The following is a 20252-nucleotide window of genomic DNA, read 5'->3' on the forward strand; positions in this document are numbered from 1 at the left end:
ATGCCGCCTGTCCTGCGCGTGACGAGTGCCCGGAGTGCGGGTGTGCGCCTGTTGAACTACTGCTTGGCGGCCCTCCGCGTGGCCCGCAGCCACTCCTTGTTCATGCTGGTGATGGACATGAGGGGAATTCCCTTGGGACAGGCGGTGGCGCACTCCCCGGCGAGGGTGCAGCCGCCGAAGCCCTCCTCGTCCATCTGCTCCACCATGTCCAGCACCCGTGTCTCCCGCTCGGGCGCACCCTGCGGCAGCACATTGAGATGGTTGACCTTGGCGGAGGTGAACAGCATGGCCGCACCGTTGGGACAAGCCGCCACACACGCACCGCACCCGATGCACTCCGCGTGCTCGAAGGCGAGGTCGGCGTCCGGCTTCGGCACCGGCGTGGCATGGGCTTCCGGAGCAGCGCCCGTCGGCGCGGTGATGTAGCCACCGGCCTGGATGATCCGGTCGAAGGCGGACCGGTCCACGACCAGATCCTTGATGACCGGGAAGGCGGACGCCCGCCACGGCTCGATGTCGATCGTGTCGCCGTCCTCGAAGGACCGCATGTGCAACTGGCAGGTCGTGGTGCGTTCCGGCCCGTGCGCGTCCCCGTTGATCACGAGGGAACAGGCACCGCAGATGCCCTCACGGCAGTCGTGGTCGAAGGCCACGGGGTCCTCACCCCGCAGGATGAGCTCCTCGTTGAGCGTGTCGAGCATCTCCAGGAAGGACATGTCGGGCGAGATGTCGTCCACCTGGTACGTGGACATCGTGCCGTCGGCGTCGGCGTTCCGCTGCCGCCAGACGCGCAGGGTGAGCTTCATGCGTAGCTCCGCTGAGTGGGGTGGACGTACTCGAAGGCCAGGTTTTCCCTGTGCAGGGCCGGAGCCTCGCCGGTGCCGGTGAACTCCCAGGCGGCCGCGTACCCGAACTCCTCGTCCTTGCGGGCGGCCTCGCCGTCGGGCGTCTGGGACTCCTCGCGGAAGTGGCCGCCGCAGGACTCGGCGCGGTGCAGCGCGTCGAGGCACATCAGCTCGGCCAGCTCCAGGTAGTCGACGACGCGGTTGGCCTTCTCCAGCGACTGGTTGAACTCCTCGCCGGTGCCCGGCACCTTGATCCGCCGCCAGAACTCCTCACGGATCTGCGGGATGCGCTCAAGGGCCTTGCGCAGGCCGGAATCGGTGCGGGCCATGCCGCAGAACTCCCACATCAGCTCGCCGACCTCGCGGTGGAAGGAGTCGGGCGTGCGGTCGCCGTCGACGGCGAGAAGCAGGCTGATCCGGTCCTGGGTCTCGGCCAGCACCTCCTGGACGACGGGGTGTTCGTCGGTGACCGGGTCGTGGTGCGGGTTGCGGGCCAGGTAGTCGTTGATGGTCGCCGGGAGCACGAAGTAGCCGTCGGCCAGGCCCTGCATCAGCGCGGAGGCGCCGAGCCGGTTGGCGCCGTGGTCGGAGAAGTTGGCCTCGCCGATCGCGAACAGCCCGGGGACGGTGGTCTGGAGGTCGTAGTCGACCCACAGGCCGCCCATCGTGTAGTGCACGGCGGGGTAGATCCGCATCGGTACCCGGTACGGATCCTCGTCGGTGATCCGCTGGTACATGTCGAAGAGGTTGCCGTACTTGGCCTCGACGGCCTTGCGGCCCATCCGCGCGATCGCGTCGGCGAAGTCCAGGTACACGCCCTGGCCTCCGGGGCCGACGCCCCTGCCCTCGTCACACACGTTCTTCGCGGCACGGGAGGCGATGTCACGCGGCACGAGATTGCCGAAGGACGGATAGATGCGCTCCAGGTAGTAGTCGCGCTCTTCCTCGGGGATCTCGTTCGGGGGCCGCTGGTCCCCCTTCGCCTTCGGCACCCAGATGCGCCCGTCGTTGCGCAGCGACTCGCTCATCAGCGTCAGCTTGGACTGGTGGTCGCCGGTGCGCGGGATGCAGGTGGGGTGGATCTGGGTGAAGCAGGGGTTGGCGAAGTAGGCGCCGCGCCGGTGGGCCCGCCAGATGGCGGTGGCGTTGGAGTTCATGGCGTTGGTCGACAGGTAGAAGACGTTGCCGTAGCCGCCGCTGGCGAGGACGACGGCGTCCGCGAAGTAGGTGTCGACGCGGCCGGAGATGAGGTCCCTGGCCACGATCCCGCGCGCCTTGCCGTCGATGACGATCAGGTCGAGCATCTCGGTACGCGGGTGCATCTCGATGTTCCCGGCGGCGATCTGCCGGCTCAGGGCCTGGTAGGCGCCGAGGAGGAGCTGCTGGCCGGTCTGGCCGCGGGCGTAGAACGTGCGGGAGACCTGCACTCCGCCGAACGACCGGGTGTCGAGCAGTCCGCCGTACTCACGGGCGAACGGCACGCCCTGGGCCACACACTGGTCGATGATCTCGACGGAGATCTGGGCGAGCCGGTGGACGTTGGACTCGCGGGCCCGGAAGTCGCCGCCCTTGACGGTGTCGTAGAACAGCCGGTGGATGGAGTCGCCGTCGTTGCGGTAGTTCTTCGCGGCGTTGATGCCGCCCTGCGCGGCGATGGAGTGGGCGCGGCGCGGGGAGTCCTGGTAGCAGAACTGGACGACGTGGTAGCCCTGTTCGGCGAGGGTGGCGCCCGCGGAGCCGCCGGCCAGGCCCGTCCCGACCACGATCACCGTGTGCTTGCGCCGGTTGGCGGGGTTGACCAGCTTGGCCTCGAAGCGGCGCTTGTCCCAGCGCTCGCCCACGGGCCCGGCGGGGGCTTTGGTGTCGACGACCGGTTCGCCGGTCGTGTATTCGGCGTAGGGAGACATGTCAGCTCACCAATCCGGTCATGACGCCCACGGGTACGGCGATGAAGCCGGCGGTGAGCAGCAGCGCGAGGATGTCGGCAGTGGCCTTCAGGGCGCGGTCGCGGCTGCGGCTGCCGACGCCGAGGGTCTGGGCGGCGCTCCAGAAGCCGTGGCGGATGTGCAGGCCGAGCGCGAGCATGGCGACGATGTAGATGACGTTGCCGTACCAGGTGGAGAAGGTGTCCACGACGTTCTGGTACGGACGGCCCTCCTGGAAGCCGCCGGAATGCACGGTGCCGGTCGTCAGGTCCAGGACGTGCCAGACGATGAACAGTCCGAGGATGATGCCGCCCCAGCGCATGGTGCGCGTGGCGTAGGAGGCCCGCGGCTTCTTGTGCACGTACTTGCTGGGCCGTGCCCTGATGTCACGGCGGCTGAGCTGGTACGCCGAGGTGGCGTGCGCGACGACGGCGACGACCAGCACGATCCGGACGAGCCAGAGCGTCCACTCGTAGTGCATGAACGGCTCGCCGACGACCCGCAGCCAGTGCCCGTAGTCGTTGAACTCGCCTGCCCCGAAGAAGATCTTCAGGTTTCCGATCATGTGGACGACCAGGTACAGCAGCATGATCAGCCCGCTGACCGCCATCACGGTCTTCTTGCCGAGGGTGGAGTCCCACACGGTGCGTGCCAGGGACGGCCGTCGGTCCGTCCGCGTTGCCAGAGCCATGGCCAGAACGCTACGGACCCGCGACCGATCGGTCCAAGACATGGTCCAGCTTGATTCCATAGGCCGGGGCTATCGTACGAGTATGCAGTTCCAGCAGCTCCAGTACTTCGTGGCCGTCGCCGAGACCCGGCACTTCACCCGGGCCGCCGATCTGGTCCATGTCGCGCAGCCGTCGTTGTCGCAGCAGATCAAGGCGCTGGAGCGGGAACTGGGCGCGGACCTGTTCCGGCGGGCACGCGGCAACATCACGCTCACGGACGCCGGGGAGGCGCTGCTGCCCCTGGCCCGGCGGATCCTGGCCGACGCGGACACGGCGCGCCAGGAGGTGCAGGAGCTGGCGCAGCTGCGGCGGGGGCGGGTGCGGCTGGGGGCGACGCCGAGCGTGTGCACGGGTCTGCTGCCGGATGTGCTGCGCGCGTTCCATGATCGCTACCCGGGGATCCGGCTGCTGATCGAGGAGGGCGGCTCCCATGATCTGGTGCGGGAACTGGCCCGGGGCGCGCTGGATCTGGCGCTGGTCGTGCTGCCGCTGCCGACGCCGTCGCCGGCGCTGACCACGGTGGAGCTGCTGCGGGAGGATCTTGTGGTGGTCTCCTCACCCGATGAGGCGAGGCCGGGCCGGGGCTCGCGCACCGTGCGTATCGCCGATCTGGAGGGTGAGCGGCTTGTGATGTTCCGGCACGGCTATGACCTGCGGGAGCTGACCGTGGCGGCGTGCCGGGCCGAGGGGTTCGAGCCGGACTTCGCGGTGGAGGGTGGGGAGATGGATGCGGTGCTGGGGTTTGTGCGGGCGGGTCTCGGCGTAGCCGTCGTACCCCGCATGGTGGCGGCGAGGTCGGGTCGTGGTTTGCGGGTGACGCCGCTTGCCAGACCCGGCCTTCACCGCACGATTGCGCTCGCGCACCGGAGTGATGTGGCTCCGCCTCGGGCTGCTCGGGAGTTGCAGCGGATGTTGCTTGAGCGGTGAGATGCCCTGATTGAAAGCGCCGTTGAGGGTGAGCGCCGTTCTGGAGCGCGGGTTGTCTGTGGCTGGTCGCGCAGTTCCCCGCGCCCCTTGGGGCGTTACCCCCCCTAGCCCGTAGCGTCGACCAGGGCCAGTTCGTGCAGGCGCTCCGGGGGGCCCGGTCTTGCGTAGTACCAGCCTTGTGCCGTGTCGCAGCCCAGTATCCGCAACTGCTCAGCCTGCACCCCGGTCTCGACCCCCTCCACCGTCACCGCCAGGTCCAGGCTGTGGGCCAGGGAGACGATTCCCTCGACGATCTTGAGGTCGACGGGGTCGGCCGGGAACTGCTGCATGCTCTGGGTGAAGGAGCGGTCCAGTTTCAGGATGCTGACCGGCAGCCGGCGCAGGTTGGCGAGGTTGGAGTAGCCCGTGCCGAAGTCGTCCAGGGCGATGTCGACACCCATCTCCGCGAGCCGGCGCAACGGCTTCAGCAGGTCGTCGTCCGCGCCGATCAGCGCCGACTCGGTGACCTCCAGGCAGAGCGCGTTCGGTTCGATGCCGGTGCGTTCCAGGATGTCGACGGTGTCCTGCACCAGACCGGGGTGGGTCAGCTGGCAGGGCGAGAGGTTGACGTTGATCCGCAGCGGGCCCACGGCCTCCGCGCCGCCGTGCAGTTCCCGCCACTCGCGGGCCTGGCGTACGGACTGTTCCAGGACCCAGCGGCCCAGCGGCACGATCAGCCCGGTGTGCTCGGCGAGCGGGATGAAGCGGTCCGGGCCGAGCACGCCGTGCTGCGGGTGCAGCCAGCGCACCAGGGCCTCGGCGCCCCGGACGCTGCCGTCGCCGAGGTGGACCAGCGGCTGGTACTCGATGAAGAACTCGCCCCGCTCCAGCGCGGTCGGCAGGGCCGTGGTCAGTCCGTGCCGGGTGATGGCGCGGGCGTCGGCCTCCGGGTCGGCGAGTTCGAAGCGGTTGCCGCCCGCCGACTTGGCCCGGTACATGGTGATGTCGGCGCTGCGCAGCACCTCCGCCGGGCTGCGCTCCCCTGCCGGGCCCTCGACGATGCCGATGCTGCCGCGCACGGTCAGCTCCCGGCCGTCCACGCTGATCGGCGCGAGCAGCGCGTTCATGATGCGGCCGGCGAGCTCGTCGACCTCGCGCTGGGTGTCGGGGCCGGTGGTCAGTGCCACGAACTCGTCGCCGCCGAGCCGGGCGACCATCTCGCCGGGCGCGGTGGCGCAGGACTGCAGCCGGTCGGCGACCTCCACCAGCAGCCGGTCGCCGGCCGCGTGGCCCAGGCTGTCGTTGACGGTCTTGAAACCGTCGAGGTCGAGGTAGCACAGCCCGAACCGCTGGCCTTCCCCGGCGCCCAGTGCCTTCTCCAGGCGCTCGAAGAAGAAGGTGCGGTTCGGCAGGCCGGTCAGCGCGTCGTGCGTGGCCTCGTAGCGCAGCCGCAGATTGAGCAGCCGCCGCTCGGTGGTGTCCTCCATGAGGGCGAGCTGATACTGCGGTTCACCGTCGGCGTCGCGCAGCAGGGAGACCGTCAGATTGGTCCACAGGACCGTTCCGTCAGGGCGGTAGAACGCCTTCTCCAGGTGGTAGTGCTCACGCTCGCCGCGGACGAGCTCGTCGTAGAGCCGCCAGGTCTGCGGCGCGTCGTCGGGGTGGGTCCACTCCATGACGTTGCGGCTGCGCAACGCCTGCTCGGAGATCCCGAACATGCGCAGCAGCGCGCCGTTTACCTGGAGGATGTTGCCTTCGAGGTCGGCCATGCCGATGCCTATGGCCGCGCCCTCGAACACCGCCCGGAACCGGGCCTCGCTCGCGTGCAGGGCCTGCGCCACCACGCCCTGCGCCTGGAGGGCCGCCTCGGCGATGGCCTCCTGCTCGGCCAGCGTCCGCTCACGCAGCGCCCGGGCGAAGCCGGCGGACATCGCGTGCTGGAGTCGCGCGCAGCGCGCCCGCAGGTCCTCCTGGTCGCCGTCGCCGCCGCAGTACAGGACCAGGTAGGCGTCCACGCAGTCCAGCGTGTGGCTGAGTGCCTCGGGGTCGGTGCAGTGCGCGTCCACGAGGGCGGCGCCCACGGCCTTGCCCTCGTCGGAGTCGAAGGCCCGGGCCACCAGCGCCTCGCTCAGCCGACGGGCCAGCGGCAGCAGTTGCTCCTCGAACTCCGGGCGGGTCGACGACGTCGAGGTCACCGGGTAGACCGCCCGGCTCCAGATCGTCGCGAATCTGCGCAGTCTGTCCTCCGGCCCGTCCGGTTCCGCGATCACGCCGTACGCCCCACGCCCGCGAAACCGGAGAACGCATACGGATCCTCGTCCTCCGGTGCGGTGTCGGGCCGCCAGCGTGGCATCGCCACCAGTCCGGGTTCCACCATGTCGTACCCCTCGAAGAACCGCGCGATCTCCTCGCGCGAGCGCATGATCAGCGGGTTGCGGATCTCCTCGTACACGTCCACCGCGCCCCCGGCCCGCTCCGGCGGCAGCGGGATCCCCTCGTAGGAGGCATGGGTGAGCACGAGCAGGCTGCCGGGCGCCAGCGCGTCCCGCAGCTCTGCCACCGCCCCGTACGGGTCGTCCTCGTCTTCCACGAAGTGAAGTATGGCAACGAGGAGCAGGGCCACTGGCCGATTCAGGTCGATCAGCCGCTCCACCTCGGTGCTGCCCAGGATGTCCTGGGGCTTGCGGAGATCCGCGGCGACGACGCCCGCGCCGTCGTTGCCCTCCAGGACCGCCTGGCTGTGCGCCACGGCCACCGGGTCGTGGTCGACGTACACCACGCGCGCGCCCGGACTGGCGGCCTGGGCCACCTCGTGCGCGTTGCCGAAGGTGGGGATGCCGGAGCCGATGTCCAGGAACTGGGTGATGCCCTCGTCAGCCGCGTAGCGCACGGCGCGGCGCATGAACGCCCGGTTCGCCTGCATGATCTTGGGGAGTCCCGGCAGGAACTCCATGGCCCTGCGGGCCGCTTCCCGGTCGACCTCGAAGTTGTGCGATCCGCCCAGATAGAAGTCGTACATCCGGGAAACGGAGGGCACCGAGATGTCGATGCTCCGTGGGGCCCAGGCGGGACGCTCCATCTATCTCTCCAAGGCGTAGGCGATCCGGTGTTCGAGCAGAGGCTACTGATCGCCCGCCAATGGAGCGACCCGAAACGGAAATTGACCATCCGTTCCCGGTCACTGCCTGCGGCACGTGCCGAATTGATACCCGCCCGCATGCCATTCGAACATATGACGAACAGTGTTCGAGGCATTCCGGAGAGTTCCGGTTCGGAAGGGGAAGAGTGTTGAGAATTCGATGAGTTCAGGTGAAGCACGGCAAAACGGTCCGCCCCTCCGTGGGGCACGGAGGGGCGGACCGGGTCAACGCGGCCGGGTGGACGAGCTGATCAACCCTGGGGAGGTTTCTCTACTTCTCCGACGCGCCGACCAGCTTTCCGTCGGGGCGTACGGCGAACCAAGTACCGCCCACGCCCTGGCCGTTGGTGTCGCCCGGAGCCTTGTCGCCGGCGAAGGTGTAGATCGGCGAGCAGTTGATCGTCTGCTGCTTGCCCTTGCCGTCGGTCCGGTCGAAGATCATGTAGCCCTTCTCCTGGATGCCCTTGGTGTCGGCGAAGTCGACGGGCTCCACGAGCGGCCACTTCTTCAGGCACTCGCCGCTGCAGTTCGAGACCGGCTTGGGCCAGGCCTCGTCCTTCTTGAACCGGTAGACGGTCATGCCGTTCTTGTCGACGACGATCTCGCCGAGCTTGGGGTCCTCACGGGTGGAAAGGCCGGCCTGTGCCTCGGCCCCGCCGCCGGCGGCGCCCGCACCGCCTTCCTGCGCCTTCTTGCCGTCGGGGGCGAGCGCGTACCACTTGCCGCCCACGCCCTGGCCCTTGACGTCACCGGCGTTGACGTCCTTGGCGTAGCGGTAGGCCGGCCAGCCGCCGACGGTCAGCTGCTTGGTGCCGTCGGCCCGGGTGACCGAGCCGAGCAGCGCCTTGTCGATGCCCTCGCCGGCCTCGGCGTCGTCCGCGGGGACCGGCGGCCAGGTCTTGGCGCAGTCGCCGTCACAGTTCGACTTGGGCGGCTGCTCGGTGTCCTGGTCGAACCGGTACAGGGTGAGGCCGAGGCTGTCGGTCACCACCTTGCCGATCTCATCGGCGGTGGAGACGGACAGCTTGCCCGCGGGGTTGGACGGGCTGGAAGCGCTCGGCGCGGCAGCCGGGCTGCTCGCGGTGCCGCCCGCACCGGCGGTCCCGGCGCCGGCGCCGATGCTTCCGTAGTCCCCGGGCGCCGCCGTGGCACCCACGTTCTGGCTGGCCGCCGGTGGGCTGTCCTGACCGCACGCCGTCGTCAGCGCCAGGACCGCCGCGGCGCTCGCCACGAGTGAGGCGCTCCGCCAGGAGGTCTTCATCGTCAACTCCCCATAATCGCAAGGGTGTTGCAGCGCCCTGCTGCGCCGCCGCACGGCCATGAATACGCACGGGGGCGGCGATTGTGTTCAACGACCGGCCAAATTTCTTTCCGGAACCTGTGAGGAGCGCCGTCCGCCCTCGTACGCACGTGCGTGCCGGGCTCCCCGCGGGGGACCGCAGATCAAACCCACGGCACCCGGATATCCCTCTTTCGGGGCAATCCCCTTGCGCTCCGGCACGTCCCGGCGGAACAAGGCTCATGATCTTCGTCGTGTATGGACCCTTCTCGATCCAACCCGCCGTCGCCGTACGGGCCTTGGCGGTGGCGGCGCTGACGTGGGCGCTCGTCGGCGCACCGGGTTCAGTGGCGGTGGCCACCGCCTGCGCGTACGCCTCGACGGGGCCGGACGGCACGAAGGCGGTGGCGTACGCCGGGAGCAAGACCTGGCCGACCAAGCCGCCGTGCCCGACACCCACACCGACGCCCACGCCCACGCCCACACCGACTCCGACACCCCCGCCGCCGAAGCCGACGCCGACGCCGAGCCCGTCTCCGGACCCGACGCCACCGCCTCCGAAGCCGACGCCCACGGCCAGGCCCGAGCCGCCGCCTCCACCGCCTCCGCCCGCACCACGCCCGGTGGTGCCCCCGCCCTCGCCGACCCTCAGGCCCGTGCCACCGCCGCCCCCTCCCCCGGCTCCGGCACCGAAACCGTCGGCCACACCCACCCCGCGTCCGTCCGCCTCGCCCGTGCACTACCCGCGGTACCGCACCGCGCCGCGGCCACGGCGGACGAGCCGCGCGATGTCGCCGCTCACCTTCGTCCTGCTCGTCACGGTGCCCGCGGTGGTCGCCGTCGCCGCGCTGCGCGCGCGCTGATCCCTGAAGCCCTGGAGGTACCTCTTGCCGGAATGGCTTGTTCTCACCCTCGCGATGCTGGCCGCCTGCGCCGTGGTGGTCATCATCACCCTCGTACGCCACCGCACGGCGTCCGACGACGAGGACCCCAGCGAGACCCCGGACGTCATCGAGTACATGACGATGTGGATCGGCGTGGTGTACGCCATCGTCCTGGGTCTGGCGATCGCCGGTGTCTGGGAGGGGCGCAGCGCCGCCCAGGACCACGTCCAGGCCGAGGCCACCGCGCTGCACGAGATCTCGGAGCGGGTCCGGGTCTACCCGGCCGACGCGCGCGACCGGATCCGGGACGACATCGATGCCTATGTGGGATACGTCGTCACCACCGAGTGGGACACCATGGCCGACGAGGGCCGGGTCACCGAGCGCGGCCACCGGCTCTTCGAGCGCGTCCGCCAGGACGTCACCGACTACGAGCCGAAGACGGACTTCCAGGCCCAGGCCTACCAGCCGCTCCTCGACCAGGTGACCGCGGCCAACCAGGCCCGGATCGCCCGGGCGGAGTCGACCGGGGAGACCATGCCGGGCGTGGTGTGGTTCGGGCTGATCGCCGGAGCCGTCGTCACCATCGGGATGATCTTCGCCCTGCAGATCCGCAGAACGACACGTGAAATGGTCCTCGCCGGGCTGTTCTCGGCGCTGATCGCCTTCCTGCTGTTCCTGATCTGGGACTTCGACTCGCCGTACAGCAGGGGCGTGACCGCGTCGGCGGACCCGTTCCTCAATCTCTTCCCGGGTGCCGGCGACTGACGGCGCCCGCACCACGGATCCGGGCCGGGGGGCGCGCGACACTCCGTCGGCGTCCCCCGGCCGCGGTACCGGAGTTCCCCCGGGCGGCCCACACACATGCCCCATTCGCGCTACTGCGATCGCGCCACGGCGCGCCCCTTCCTAGCGTTTCGGGCATCGAGGTGCATGTCTGACGTGAGCGGAACAGGTCCGCGGCTGCTCCTCGGGGACCCGGAGGTCACCATGCGCGCGATACGCGTCGCTTCGGCCGTACTGCTGGGCGCCGGCGCCCTCGCCTCCTGCATGCCGACCGCCTACGCGGTGGTCCGGACCGATTTCGGCTTCAGCGTCGAGCCCTCCACCGTAGCGGCGGGCGAGCGGGTCACCCTGCGGGTGGTCCGCAACGCGGCGTGCCGGGGAGAGGCGGTGGTCTCCTCACGGGTCTTCGACCTGGTCGCCATCCCGCCCCGGGAGTCGTCGGCGCGGGCCGTGGTCGACTGGGACGCCAAGCCCGGCGCCGTGTACGACGTGGAGTTCATCTGCGACGAGTCGAGCGGCACCGCGCGCCTGACCATCGCGGGCGGCCGTCCGACACACCACCCCACGCACCAGCCGACGCACCACTCCCCGCACCACCCGGCGGACCACCACCGTCACCCGTCGAAGGGCGCGCACGCCGGAGAGGGCGGCACCCTCGCGGGCTTCGACCTCAAGGAGATCGGCCTCGGCGCCGCGCTCATCGCCGGCGCGCTGGGGACGACCTACCACCTCGCACGCCGCCGCACCGACGAGGAAACCGGCTGACCGGCCCGGCGCGGCCACCGCCGGTGGGTCCTGACTTCGCCCCGGGTCCGCAAGGGAACCGGGGCGAAGACCGTTCAGGTGCGATGCGACTCACCGAACGAGCCGGAAGCGAGGCGTCAGACGCGCCGCTCGGCCCGGCGGCGCATCCAGAACACGCCGCCGCCGACGGCCGCCGCCGTCACGAGGCCGCCGCCGATGGCCACGTCGGTCGGCGTCGCGCCGGTGGTGCTGCTGCCACCGATACCGCCGCGGACACCGCCGATGACGCTGAAGGCCTGCGGCTTGGTCAGGGTCCTGCCGTCGCACTTGACCGTGATGTCGTACGGACCCGGGCGGGCGTTGTTCCTGATGGTGGCGGTGCCCCTCGCCGTGTCGCTGGCGCCGGGGATGCGCGAGAGCGTCGCCGGCATCGTGAACGCATCAGAGGTCGCCGTGCCGCCCCGGCGGCAGCCGTCGACCGTGATGGTCAGCTGACCGCCGCGGGCGATCACGCTGGGCAGGGCGACGATGTTGCTCGGTCTGTCCCACGCGACGGCCGCGGGGGCGGAGAGCCCGAGGGCAGCGACCGCCGCACCGGCGACCGCCAGAGCACGAGTGTTACGCATGTGAACCTCCGCGGAAGGCGCCCCGGGACCCGTCCCCGGTCGATCGGCGAGAAAGCGCCTCCCAGAAAGACAGTCAGTTGCTCTTCCCGGACCCGCATTTCGGGAATGGTCCGTCCTGGTGAGAGCGGATACCGCGGGAAATCCACGCAATCGGATATCGCCGCAGGTCACGGACCGTCAGAAATTTCCTCGCGACGGCAACTCGGATGGCGCACCTGAAATACCCGGGCCACCGAACGCGGGCCCGGGCCACCCGTTCGCCCCCGTCCCGTCGCCGGTTCCGTGCGCGGCACTTAGCGTTCTGATATGCGCGAAAGACACGGCGACGGCCGCGTCGAGAGGGGATGGCGAATGTCTGCGTCCGAGCTGGCCCAGGCCGAAGAGGAGGCGCGGCCGAAGAAGCGCGCCCCGTGGGGCGTGATAGCGCTGGTTCTGCTGACCGGCCTCGCCCTCATCCGGAATGGTTCGGGGGAATTCGACGAGGGTCCGCCGCAGCCGGCGACGGCGGCTGCGACGGACAGCCGGGTGCCCGGCGCCACCTTCGCCGGGACCGTACAGCCCCTGCCCTATTCCCTCCCGGACCGGGTCAGGATCCCGGCGATCCAGGTCGACACGCCGATCATTCCCGTGGGCCTGGACGCGGACGGCTGGGTCGGCGCGCCCCCGCCGGAGGACCCGAACCTGGCGGGCTGGTTCACCGGGGCCGTCACCCCCGGCGAGAAGGGCACCGCGGTCGTCGTCGGCCATGTCGACAACCAGCTGGGCCCCGCCGTGTTCTACGCACTCGGCGCCCTGAAGAAGGGAAACCGCGTCGAGGTCGCCCGACAGGACGGAAAGACCGTCGTGTTCGAGATCTACGGCGTCGAGGTGTTCGAGAAGGACAACTTCCCGGGCGACCGTGTGTACGCGTCCAAGGGCGCGGCGGAACTGCGGGTCATCACCTGCGGCGGCGGTTTCTCCCAGCAGAACGGCTACGCGGGCAACGTCGTGGCCTTCGCCCGTGCGGTCGAGGTGCGCTGAGCGTTCCCTTCCGGGCGGGCGAAAGCCTGACGGCTCCCTTCACGCGTAATGCCGGCGGGGGACGGAGACGTTGTAGCCGGCGTCCAGCAGTTGGGGCAGATAGCGCCGCAGGGCCCGCACGCTCTGCGAGCGGTCGCCCCCGGCGTCGTGCGAGAGCACCACGACGCCGGGGGCGGCGCCGTTCTCCACCCTGCGGACGATGGACCGGGTGCCGGGGGTGGTCCAGTCGAGGGTGTCGATCGTCCAGGCGAGGGGTTCCATGCCGAGTTCGGCGCCGAGCCGGAACGCGGTGCGGTTCCAGGCGCCGTAGGGGGCGCGGAACCACTCGGGGCGCTCCCCGTAGCCGTCCTCGATGACGTCGCAGGTGCGTTCCATCTCGGAGCGGATCTCCCGGCGGGTGAGGCGGGTGAGCAGCGGGTGGGACCAGGTGTGGTTCCCGACGACGTGGCCCTCCTCGGCCATCCGCGCCAGCAGTTCCCTGTTGTCGGCGACCATGCCGCCGCACACGAAGAACATCGCGCGCACGTCGTACTTGGCGAGGGTGTCCAGGACGGCCGGGGTGTAGCGGGGGTCGGGGCCGTCGTCGAAGGTCAGCACCATGTGGCGGCCGCGTCCGGAGAAGCGCAGCAGCGGTGCGCGCCGTACCAGGGTCCGGCGGGGCGCGGCATGCGGCGGGCCGTATCCGGTCAGGGGCTGGAGCCGGTACGCGGAGGAGCTGAGCGGGCGGCGGACCTGGGGCCCGGCGGCCGGGACGGTCCCGGCGGGGCCGCCCCCGGTGACCCCCGCGAACACACCGGCCGTGGCGGCGACGCCCACGAAGCCGGAGCCGGCGAGCAACACCCGGCGACGGGTGAGCAACTGATCCTTCTTCATGAATCATGAGTCGCCCGGCGGAAGACCGGCGCACCTGAGCAACACCGGTGCGGCGGCGCGGTTTCACCCGGACGGCCTACGCAGACGGGTCAGCGGCGGCGCACCAGGGGGAACGGCAGGGTCTCCCGGATCGTCAGTCCGGTGAGGAACATGACCAGCCGGTCGACGCCGATGCCGAGGCCGCCGGTGGGCGGCATGGCGTACTCGAGGGCGTCGAGGAAGTCCTCGTCGAGTTCCATCGCCTCGGGGTCGCCGCCGGCGGCGAGCAGCGACTGGGCGGTGAGGCGGCGGCGCTGCTCGACGGGGTCGGTCAGCTCCGAGTAGGCGGTGCCCAGCTCGGTGCCGAAGGCGACGAGGTCCCAGCGTTCGGCGAGGCGCGGGTCGGTGCGATGCTGCCGGGTGAGCGGGGAGACGTCGGTCGGGAAGTCCTTGTAGAAGGTGGGCAGCTGGGTCCGCTCCTCCACGAGCCGTTCGTACATCTCCAGGACGACGTCGCCGGGGCCGTCGTCGGCGGTGTACGGCACGCCCGCGCGGTCGCACAGCCGGAGCAGCTCGGGCAGGCCGGTGCCGGCGTGGATCTCCTCGCCGAGGGCCTCGCTGATGGCGCCGTGGACGGTCTTGACGGGCCACTGCCCGGAGATGTCGTACTCCTTGCCGTCCTTGTGGGCCACGGGGGTGCCGAAGGCGGCGGTCGCGGCGCCCTGGACGAGTTCGCGGACGAGGTCGAGCATCACGTCGTAGTCGGCGAAGGCCTGGTAGGCCTCCAGCATCGTGAACTCGGGGTTGTGCTTGTGGGAGACGCCCTCGTTGCGGAAGGTGCGGCCGAGTTCGAAGACCTTCTCCATTCCGCCGACGCACAGCCGCTTCAGGTACAGCTCGGGGGCGATGCGCAGGTAGAGGTCGAGGTCGTAGGCGTTGATGTGGGTGGTGAAGGGGCGGGCGTTGGCGCCGCCGTGGATCTGCTGGAGCATCGGCGTCTCGACCTCGAGGTAGCCGCGTTCCAGCAGGCCCTGGCGCAGGGCCTGGACGGCGGTGGAGCGGGCGCGGATCACCTCGCGGGCGTCGGGGCCGGCGACCAGGTCGAGATAGCGGCGGCGGACCTTGGCCTCCGGGTCGGCGAGGCCCCGGCGTTTGTCGGGCAGGGGGCGCAGGCATTTGCCGGTGAGCTGCCAGGAGGTGAGGAACACGGTCGGCTCGCCCCGGTCGCTGACGCCCGCCCGGCCGGTGGCGGTGATGTGGTCGCCGATGTCGGTGTCGGCGGTGAAGCGGTCGAGGGCGTCGCCTGAGCGGTCGCGGGTGAGGGCGAGTTGGTGGTCGCCCGACCAGTCGCGCAGCACGACGAAGACGATGCCGCCGAAGTCGCGGACCAGCATGATCCGGCCGGCGACGGTGACCTCCTCGCCCTTCGCGACCTCGGCGAGGGTGTGGGTGCGGGCCGGGAGGCCCACCGGGTACGGGTCGGTGCCTGCGGCGCGCAGCCGGTCGAGCTTGCGGTGCCGGACCCGGACCTGGTCGGACAGGCCGGAGAGGGGGTCGGCGGGCCCGGTCCCGTCCCCTCCGGCGAGGCCGAGCGCCGCCAAGGACGGCAGCCCCTCCGTGGTGACGGGCCGCTGTCCGCCCTTCGGGTGCCCTCTTCCCCACAGCTTGCGCATCGACGGTACGGAGACGAAGCCCTCGGCGATGCCGGAGGCGAGACCGACCTTGGCGAGGGAGGCGGCCTCCGCGTAGCAGAGGAAGCGGGGGTACCACTCGGGGCGGTACTTGGCGTTGGACCGGTACAGGGCCTCCAGCTGCCACCACTTGGAGAAGAACAGCAGCAGACGGCGCCAGAGGCGCAGGACCGGTCCGGCGCCGATGCGGGCGCCCTCCTCGAACACGGAGCGGAACACGGCGAAGTTCAGCGAGACCTTGTGCACGCCGAGTTTCGGGGCGGCGTGGCACAGTTCGGCGACCATGAACTCCATGACGCCGTTGGGGGCGGTGCGGTCACGGCGCATCAGGTCCAGGGAGGCGCCGTCCTTGCCCCAGGGCACGAAGGACTGGATCGCGAGGAGCCGGCCGTCCTTGTCGTGGGCCTCGACGAGGAGGCAGTCGCCGTCGGCCGGGTCGCCGAGCCGGTCCAGGGCCATGGAGAAGCCCCGTTCGGTCTCGGTGTCGCGCCAGGCGTCGGCCCGTTCGACGATCTGCCGCATCTCCTCCTCGCTCAGGGTGGAGTGGCGGCGGACGCGGCAGCCGGCGCCGGTGCGGCGGACCCGGTTGACAGCCTGACGGGTGACGCGCATGTCGCGGCCGTCGAGGTCGAAGTCGAGGACGTTCAGGATCGCCTCGTCGCCGAGCTGGAGCGCGCCGAGTCCGGCGCGCACGAACGCCCTGGCGCCCTCTTCGGAGGCGCCCATCACGGCCGGTATCCAGGCGTAGCGGCGGGCCACGTCCTGCCAGGCGGCGATCGCGTGCGGCCAGGCCTCCCGGTCGCCGACCGGGTCGCCGCTGGCCAGGCACACCCCGGCCTCGACTCGATAGGTGACGGCGGCCTTGCCGCTGGGTGAGAAGACGACGGCCTTGTCGCGGCGGGTGGCGAAGTAGCCGAGGGAGTCCTGGTCGCCGTAGCGGCCGAGGAGGGCGCGGATGCGGGCCTCCTCGTCGTCGTGCAGGGCGGCTTCCAGGCGCTGGGAGCGGAAGAGGGTGGCGGCGGCGTTCAGCAGGGCGAGCGCGCCGAACAGCCCGAGCAGGAAGTACAGGGCGTGCGGCGGGCGGCCGTCGAAGCTGCCCGCGGGCACCAGGCCGCCCAGGACCCGGTTCGCGGCCCAGGCCAGGCGCTGGTTGCCGGGCAGTGTCCCGGGGAAGGCCGCCACCAGGGCCCAGCCGGCCAGGATCGCCACGACCAGCCCGGCCACCAGGACGGCGAGGGCGCGGCGTACGGCGGCGCGGCGCGAGGCGGCGTAGAACTCCCCGCGGGCGACGATGAGCAGGGCGAGGGCGAGGCCGCACACCACGAAGGACGGGACGGACTCGGCGAACTGGCCGACTGCCATGCCGAGGATGTCGGACAGGACCAGCAGGCCCAGGTAGACGACGACCAGCCACCAGGCGATCTTCTTGCGGGCGCCGGTCGCGGCGGCCAGCAGGAACAGGAAGACCGCGTAGGCGAGGTTGGCGCTGACGGGGACGAGCAACAGGTCCAGGAAGCGGACGAGCGGGCGCAGTCCGGTGCGCAGCGGCGGGATGAGCGCCAGCAGGGCGCAGAGCAGGCCGAGGACGCCGAAGAAGACCGCGAAGCCCTCGGGTACCCGGCCCAGGAGGCCGTGGGCCCGGCCGCGGGGCGGCCGTATCGGACCTCCGGTGTCCTTCTCGGCCGTCCCGGTGTCCGCGATGGCACTCATGCCTTCGACTCTAGGAACACCCGCCTCTTCTCGCCCGTCGAGCACTCCCGGCCGGCGGCCGGACCAGGGGGCTCCGATAGCCTCGCGGCGTGACGGAACAGCACGCCCATCAGTTCGAGCGGGGCACGGACGGGCCGAAGGTGATCGTGGTCGGAGTGGACGGCTCCGACTCCTCCCTGCGGGCCGCGGCCTACGCCGGTGGCCTGGCCCGGCGGCAGCACGCGCTGCTCGCCGTGGTGTACGTGCAGCCGGTGCTGGCGGCGGGGGCGGCGCTGGGGGCGCCGGTGGCCGGGACGACCGACGAGATCGCCGAGGGCCTGGTCGCGCAGATCCGGGACGCGGCCGAGCGGCTCAAGGGGATATTCGAGGTCCGCTGGGAGTTCCACACGTTCCCCGGCGATCCGTACAACGGCCTGGTGAAGGCGGCCGACGAACTCAAGGCGGACGCCGTGGTCGTGGGCGCGTCCGAGCAGGCGGGCCACCGGATCGTCGGGTCGGTGGCAGTACGGCTGGTGAAGGCCGGGCGGTGGCCGGTGACCGTGGTGCCGTAACGGGGACCTAGGTCCCCGGTCGGTAGGCACGAGGCTGCCCGGAATCGAAGATGCTGCCGTGACCTCCTACGCCTTCGACGTCGACGCCTTCCTGGGCCGGCCCCTCACCGCGCGCCTCGCCACCAACGGGCCGACGGTCCGCCCCGTCTGGTTCCTCTGGGAGGAGGGCGCGTTCTGGGTCCTGACCGGTCCCTGGGCCCGCCTGTTCGACCGGGTGCGGGCCGATCCCCGGGTCGCGCTGGTGGTGGACGAGTGCGACCCGGCGACCGGTCTGGTCCGGCAGGTGATCGCCCGGGGCCGGGCGGAACTCGTGCCCTTCGACGTCGAGCGGGGGCGGCGCAAGCTCGTCCGCTATCTGGGCGCGGACGAGGAACGGTGGGACGAGCGGTTCGTGCACTACCTCCACGACGATCCGGCGCGGCGCGGGACGGTGTGGCTGCGGCTGGGGCCCGCGTCCCTCGTCGCGCACGACCTGAGTTACGCCGTGGCCCCCTGAGGCGGCCACGGGCGCACGGCCGGGCGGTGTTCCCGGGCTACTCCCCCATCACCAGTCCGTCCCCGGCCGCGCCCCTGCCGAGGACGACGTCCCGGATGCGGTCGCGGACCGCCTGTCCGTCGGCGCCCTGGGCGATGGCACGGTTGAGGTTCACGACGCGGCCGGCGTCGACGTCGAACAGCTGCGGGACGAACTCGGCCTTCGTCACCTCCCAGCGGCCGCCCGGCCGTGCGGGCGGGGCGAAGGTGAAGCGGCCGAGGGTGGACTGGTTGCCGCGCGGGTCCTTGGCGCCCTGGTGGTTGGTCATCTCGCCGGCGATCTGGTCGCCCATGCCGTAGATCACCCAGGTGCCGTTGACCTTCTCGTAGGCCTGAGGGACGTGCGCGTGGGTGCCGAGGATCAGGTCGATCTCGGGGCGTGAGCCGCTGCGCGCGGCGGTGAGGTTCCGGGACAGGGACAGCTGCTGGGCGTTGGGCGCGTCCTGCCACTCCGTGCCCCAGTGCAGGGAGAGGACCACCACGTCGGCGCCCGCCCGGCGTGCGGCCCGGGCGTCCGCGAGGATCGTGCCCTCGTCGATGAGGTTCACGGCCCAGGGCTGTCCGGCCGGGAGCGGGATGCCGTTGGTGTCGTAGGTGTAGGCGAGATGGGCGATCTTCGCCGAGCCCGCCTGGAGGACGGTCACCGCGCGCGCCTCCTCCTCGGCGCGTGCAGAGCCGGCATGCCGTACGCCCGCGCGGTCGAGGGCGTCGAGGGTGCGCCGGATGCCGTCGGCGCCGTCGTCCAGGGTGTGGTTGGAGGCGGTGGAGCAGCCGTCGTAGCCGGTGACGGCGAGGGCCTGGGCCACCTCGGGCGGGGACTTGAAGGTGGGGTAGCCGGTGTAGGCGCCGTTCTCGCCGTAGACGGTCTCCATGTGGCACAGGGCCACGTCGGCGCGGGAGACGACGGAGCGGATCCCCGCGAGCATCGGCCGGAAGTCGTAGCCGGTGCCGCCGGCGTCGAAGCGGGCCCGGTCGATGATGGAGCTGTGCGGGAGGACGTCGCCGGAGGCGACCAGTGTGAAGCCGCGGGGCTCGGCGGAGGACGGTGCCGGGCGTCCCGGGCCGCGCGGTTCATGGCTGCCGCGGGCCTGGCAGGCCGCGCCCGCGGCGAGGACGACGGTCAGGGCCAGGGCCACCTGTCGACTGCGAGCGATCATCCATTCACCCCTTTGTGGGCGTTGTGGTCGTATTTACGCACCATCAGGAAAGAAGGCTCATGCCGTCCCACGCGGCTCCGACACGCTCATTAGCCCGTCCGGAACACACAGGTCCGGGCGCGGTGACCGTTCGTCGAACCGTTCGTCGACGCGATCGACCGTCCGCCGCACGGGCGGATACGTGCCCTGTCCCCCGGCTGCGCCCTGCTGTGGCATACGGCCATGACGGCCGGATCCACTCTCACGAACGGAACGACCGCCGAGCACGAGCTCGCCGCACTGCAGCGGGAGCACGGCCGGCCCCTCTTCGCGCTCCTGCTCCGGCTCTGCGACGGCGACCGGCAGCGCGCGGAAGACCTGGTGCAGGAGACGCTCGTACGCGCCTGGCAGCACCCCGAGGCCCTGCGCGCCGACGACTTCGAGTCCGTACGGCCCTGGCTGATGACCGTCGGGCGGCGGCTCGCGATCGACGCCCGGCGGGCCCGGCAGGCGCGTCCGGCCGAGGTCGGCGACGCGGTGCTGGAGCACGCGCGGGTCATCTCCGACCACGCCGAACGGGCTGCGGCGATGCTCGACGTCCGCCAGGCTGTGAAGACACTCACTCCGGAGCACCGTGAAGTCCTGGTGCTCGTGTACTTCCAGGGGGCGAGTGTGGCGGAAGCCGCGGCGACCCTCGGGATCCCGCCCGGTACGGTGAAGTCCCGCGCGTACTACGCGCTGCGCGCCCTGCGCCGGGTGCTTCCCGGATACGCCGCCGACCTGCGCTGAAACCAATGGGTGGGTCAAGCCTCCGTAAAGCGCCTTGCTGAACACCCCGGTTGAGTAATCGGCTGTTCTCATCCGTGTTCCGGAGAGGGCCGACAGCGCCCCCC

General features: G+C 71.1%; 18 protein-coding genes. 8 read left to right on the forward strand and 10 right to left on the reverse strand.

What is annotated here, in order from left to right; genetic code table 11:
- Nucleotides 1-56: 56 nt before the first annotated feature.
- From ACFT32_RS05115 to ACFT32_RS05125, 3 genes are read right to left on the reverse strand one after another with little or no spacing between them, the layout of a single operon-like run.
- Nucleotides 57-806, reverse strand: a complete 750-nt coding sequence (locus ACFT32_RS05115; protein ID WP_382485970.1) for a succinate dehydrogenase/fumarate reductase iron-sulfur subunit — start codon at nucleotides 804-806, stop codon at nucleotides 57-59.
- Nucleotides 803-2752 (reverse strand): fumarate reductase/succinate dehydrogenase flavoprotein subunit, encoded by a 1950-nt coding sequence (locus ACFT32_RS05120; protein ID WP_382485972.1) that lies wholly within the window; start codon nucleotides 2750-2752, stop codon nucleotides 803-805. Before ACFT32_RS05120 ends, ACFT32_RS05115 begins: the two co-directional genes overlap by 4 nt.
- A 1-nt stretch (nucleotide 2753) precedes the next feature.
- On the reverse strand, nucleotides 2754-3425 hold the full coding sequence (locus ACFT32_RS05125) for a succinate dehydrogenase (RefSeq protein WP_382487041.1): 672 nt from the start codon (nucleotides 3423-3425) through the stop codon (nucleotides 2754-2756).
- A 118-nt stretch (nucleotides 3426-3543) separates the two neighbouring features.
- On the opposite strand from ACFT32_RS05125, the gene ACFT32_RS05130 reads away from it, so the two are divergent.
- Nucleotides 3544-4428, forward strand: a complete 885-nt coding sequence (locus ACFT32_RS05130; protein WP_382485973.1) for a LysR family transcriptional regulator — start codon at nucleotides 3544-3546, stop codon at nucleotides 4426-4428.
- 104 nt (nucleotides 4429-4532) lie between these two features.
- Here ACFT32_RS05130 and ACFT32_RS05135 read toward each other — a convergent pair whose 3' ends face one another.
- The 3 genes from ACFT32_RS05135 to ACFT32_RS05145 form a co-directional block, all read right to left on the reverse strand.
- The gene (locus ACFT32_RS05135) at nucleotides 4533-6677 is read right to left on the reverse strand and encodes a putative bifunctional diguanylate cyclase/phosphodiesterase (RefSeq protein WP_382485975.1); all 2145 of its coding nucleotides are present in this window, start codon (nucleotides 6675-6677) and stop codon (nucleotides 4533-4535) included.
- Nucleotides 6674-7486 (reverse strand): SAM-dependent methyltransferase, encoded by an 813-nt coding sequence (locus ACFT32_RS05140; protein WP_382485976.1) that lies wholly within the window; start codon nucleotides 7484-7486, stop codon nucleotides 6674-6676. The genes ACFT32_RS05135 and ACFT32_RS05140 overlap by 4 nt, the downstream gene beginning before the upstream one ends.
- A 331-nt stretch (nucleotides 7487-7817) precedes the next feature.
- A complete protein-coding gene (locus ACFT32_RS05145; RefSeq protein WP_382485978.1) occupies nucleotides 7818-8807 on the reverse strand; it encodes an SCO0930 family lipoprotein in 990 nt (329 codons plus the stop codon).
- Nucleotides 8808-9079: 272 nt separating this feature from the next.
- Here ACFT32_RS05145 and ACFT32_RS05150 point away from each other — a divergent pair, with 272 nt between their 5' ends.
- The 3 genes from ACFT32_RS05150 (at nucleotide 9080) to ACFT32_RS05160 (ending at nucleotide 11260) form a co-directional block, all read left to right on the forward strand.
- On the forward strand, nucleotides 9080-9688 hold the full coding sequence (locus ACFT32_RS05150; RefSeq protein WP_382485980.1) for a hypothetical protein: 609 nt from the start codon (nucleotides 9080-9082) through the stop codon (nucleotides 9686-9688).
- A 54-nt stretch (nucleotides 9689-9742) separates the two neighbouring features.
- Nucleotides 9743-10477, forward strand: coding sequence for a hypothetical protein (locus ACFT32_RS05155; protein ID WP_382487043.1), 735 nt, complete (start codon nucleotides 9743-9745; stop codon nucleotides 10475-10477).
- A 222-nt stretch (nucleotides 10478-10699) separates the two neighbouring features.
- Nucleotides 10700-11260, forward strand: coding sequence for a hypothetical protein (locus ACFT32_RS05160; RefSeq protein WP_382487045.1), 561 nt, complete (start codon nucleotides 10700-10702; stop codon nucleotides 11258-11260).
- A gap of 116 nt (nucleotides 11261-11376) precedes the next feature.
- On the opposite strand, the gene ACFT32_RS05165 is transcribed toward ACFT32_RS05160, so the two are convergent.
- The gene (locus ACFT32_RS05165; protein WP_382485982.1) at nucleotides 11377-11865 is read right to left on the reverse strand and encodes a hypothetical protein; all 489 of its coding nucleotides are present in this window, start codon (nucleotides 11863-11865) and stop codon (nucleotides 11377-11379) included.
- Between the two features lie 351 nt (nucleotides 11866-12216).
- On the opposite strand from ACFT32_RS05165, the gene ACFT32_RS05170 reads away from it, so the two are divergent.
- Complete coding sequence (locus tag ACFT32_RS05170) at nucleotides 12217-12885, forward strand: class F sortase (RefSeq protein ID WP_382485984.1); 669 nt, start codon at nucleotides 12217-12219, stop codon at nucleotides 12883-12885.
- 39 nt (nucleotides 12886-12924) lie between these two features.
- On the opposite strand, the gene ACFT32_RS05175 is transcribed toward ACFT32_RS05170, so the two are convergent.
- Nucleotides 12925-13758, reverse strand: coding sequence for a polysaccharide deacetylase family protein (locus ACFT32_RS05175; RefSeq protein WP_382485986.1), 834 nt, complete (start codon nucleotides 13756-13758; stop codon nucleotides 12925-12927).
- An 89-nt stretch (nucleotides 13759-13847) separates the two neighbouring features.
- Nucleotides 13848-17138: a bifunctional lysylphosphatidylglycerol synthetase/lysine--tRNA ligase LysX gene (lysX, locus tag ACFT32_RS05180; protein ID WP_382485988.1), complete on the reverse strand. Its 3291-nt coding sequence runs from the start codon at nucleotides 17136-17138 to the stop codon at nucleotides 13848-13850.
- 89 nt (nucleotides 17139-17227) lie between these two features.
- On the opposite strand from lysX, the gene ACFT32_RS05185 reads away from it, so the two are divergent.
- Nucleotides 17228-17689: a universal stress protein gene (locus tag ACFT32_RS05185; RefSeq protein ID WP_382485990.1), complete on the forward strand. Its 462-nt coding sequence runs from the start codon at nucleotides 17228-17230 to the stop codon at nucleotides 17687-17689.
- 58 nt (nucleotides 17690-17747) lie between these two features.
- The gene (locus ACFT32_RS05190) at nucleotides 17748-18185 is read left to right on the forward strand and encodes a pyridoxamine 5'-phosphate oxidase family protein (protein WP_382485992.1); all 438 of its coding nucleotides are present in this window, start codon (nucleotides 17748-17750) and stop codon (nucleotides 18183-18185) included.
- Between the two features lie 37 nt (nucleotides 18186-18222).
- Here the strand turns inward: ACFT32_RS05190 and ACFT32_RS05195 are convergent, their stop codons facing one another.
- The gene (locus tag ACFT32_RS05195) at nucleotides 18223-19380 is read right to left on the reverse strand and encodes a CapA family protein (RefSeq protein WP_382485994.1); all 1158 of its coding nucleotides are present in this window, start codon (nucleotides 19378-19380) and stop codon (nucleotides 18223-18225) included.
- A gap of 222 nt (nucleotides 19381-19602) precedes the next feature.
- On the opposite strand from ACFT32_RS05195, the gene ACFT32_RS05200 reads away from it, so the two are divergent.
- The gene (locus ACFT32_RS05200) at nucleotides 19603-20148 is read left to right on the forward strand and encodes a sigma-70 family RNA polymerase sigma factor (protein ID WP_382485996.1); all 546 of its coding nucleotides are present in this window, start codon (nucleotides 19603-19605) and stop codon (nucleotides 20146-20148) included.
- The last annotated feature ends 104 nt before the right edge of the window (nucleotides 20149-20252 follow it).

This window comes from Streptomyces sp. NPDC057002 (assembly GCF_042673825.1).
Taxonomy (GTDB): Bacteria; Actinomycetota; Actinomycetes; order Streptomycetales; family Streptomycetaceae; genus Streptomyces.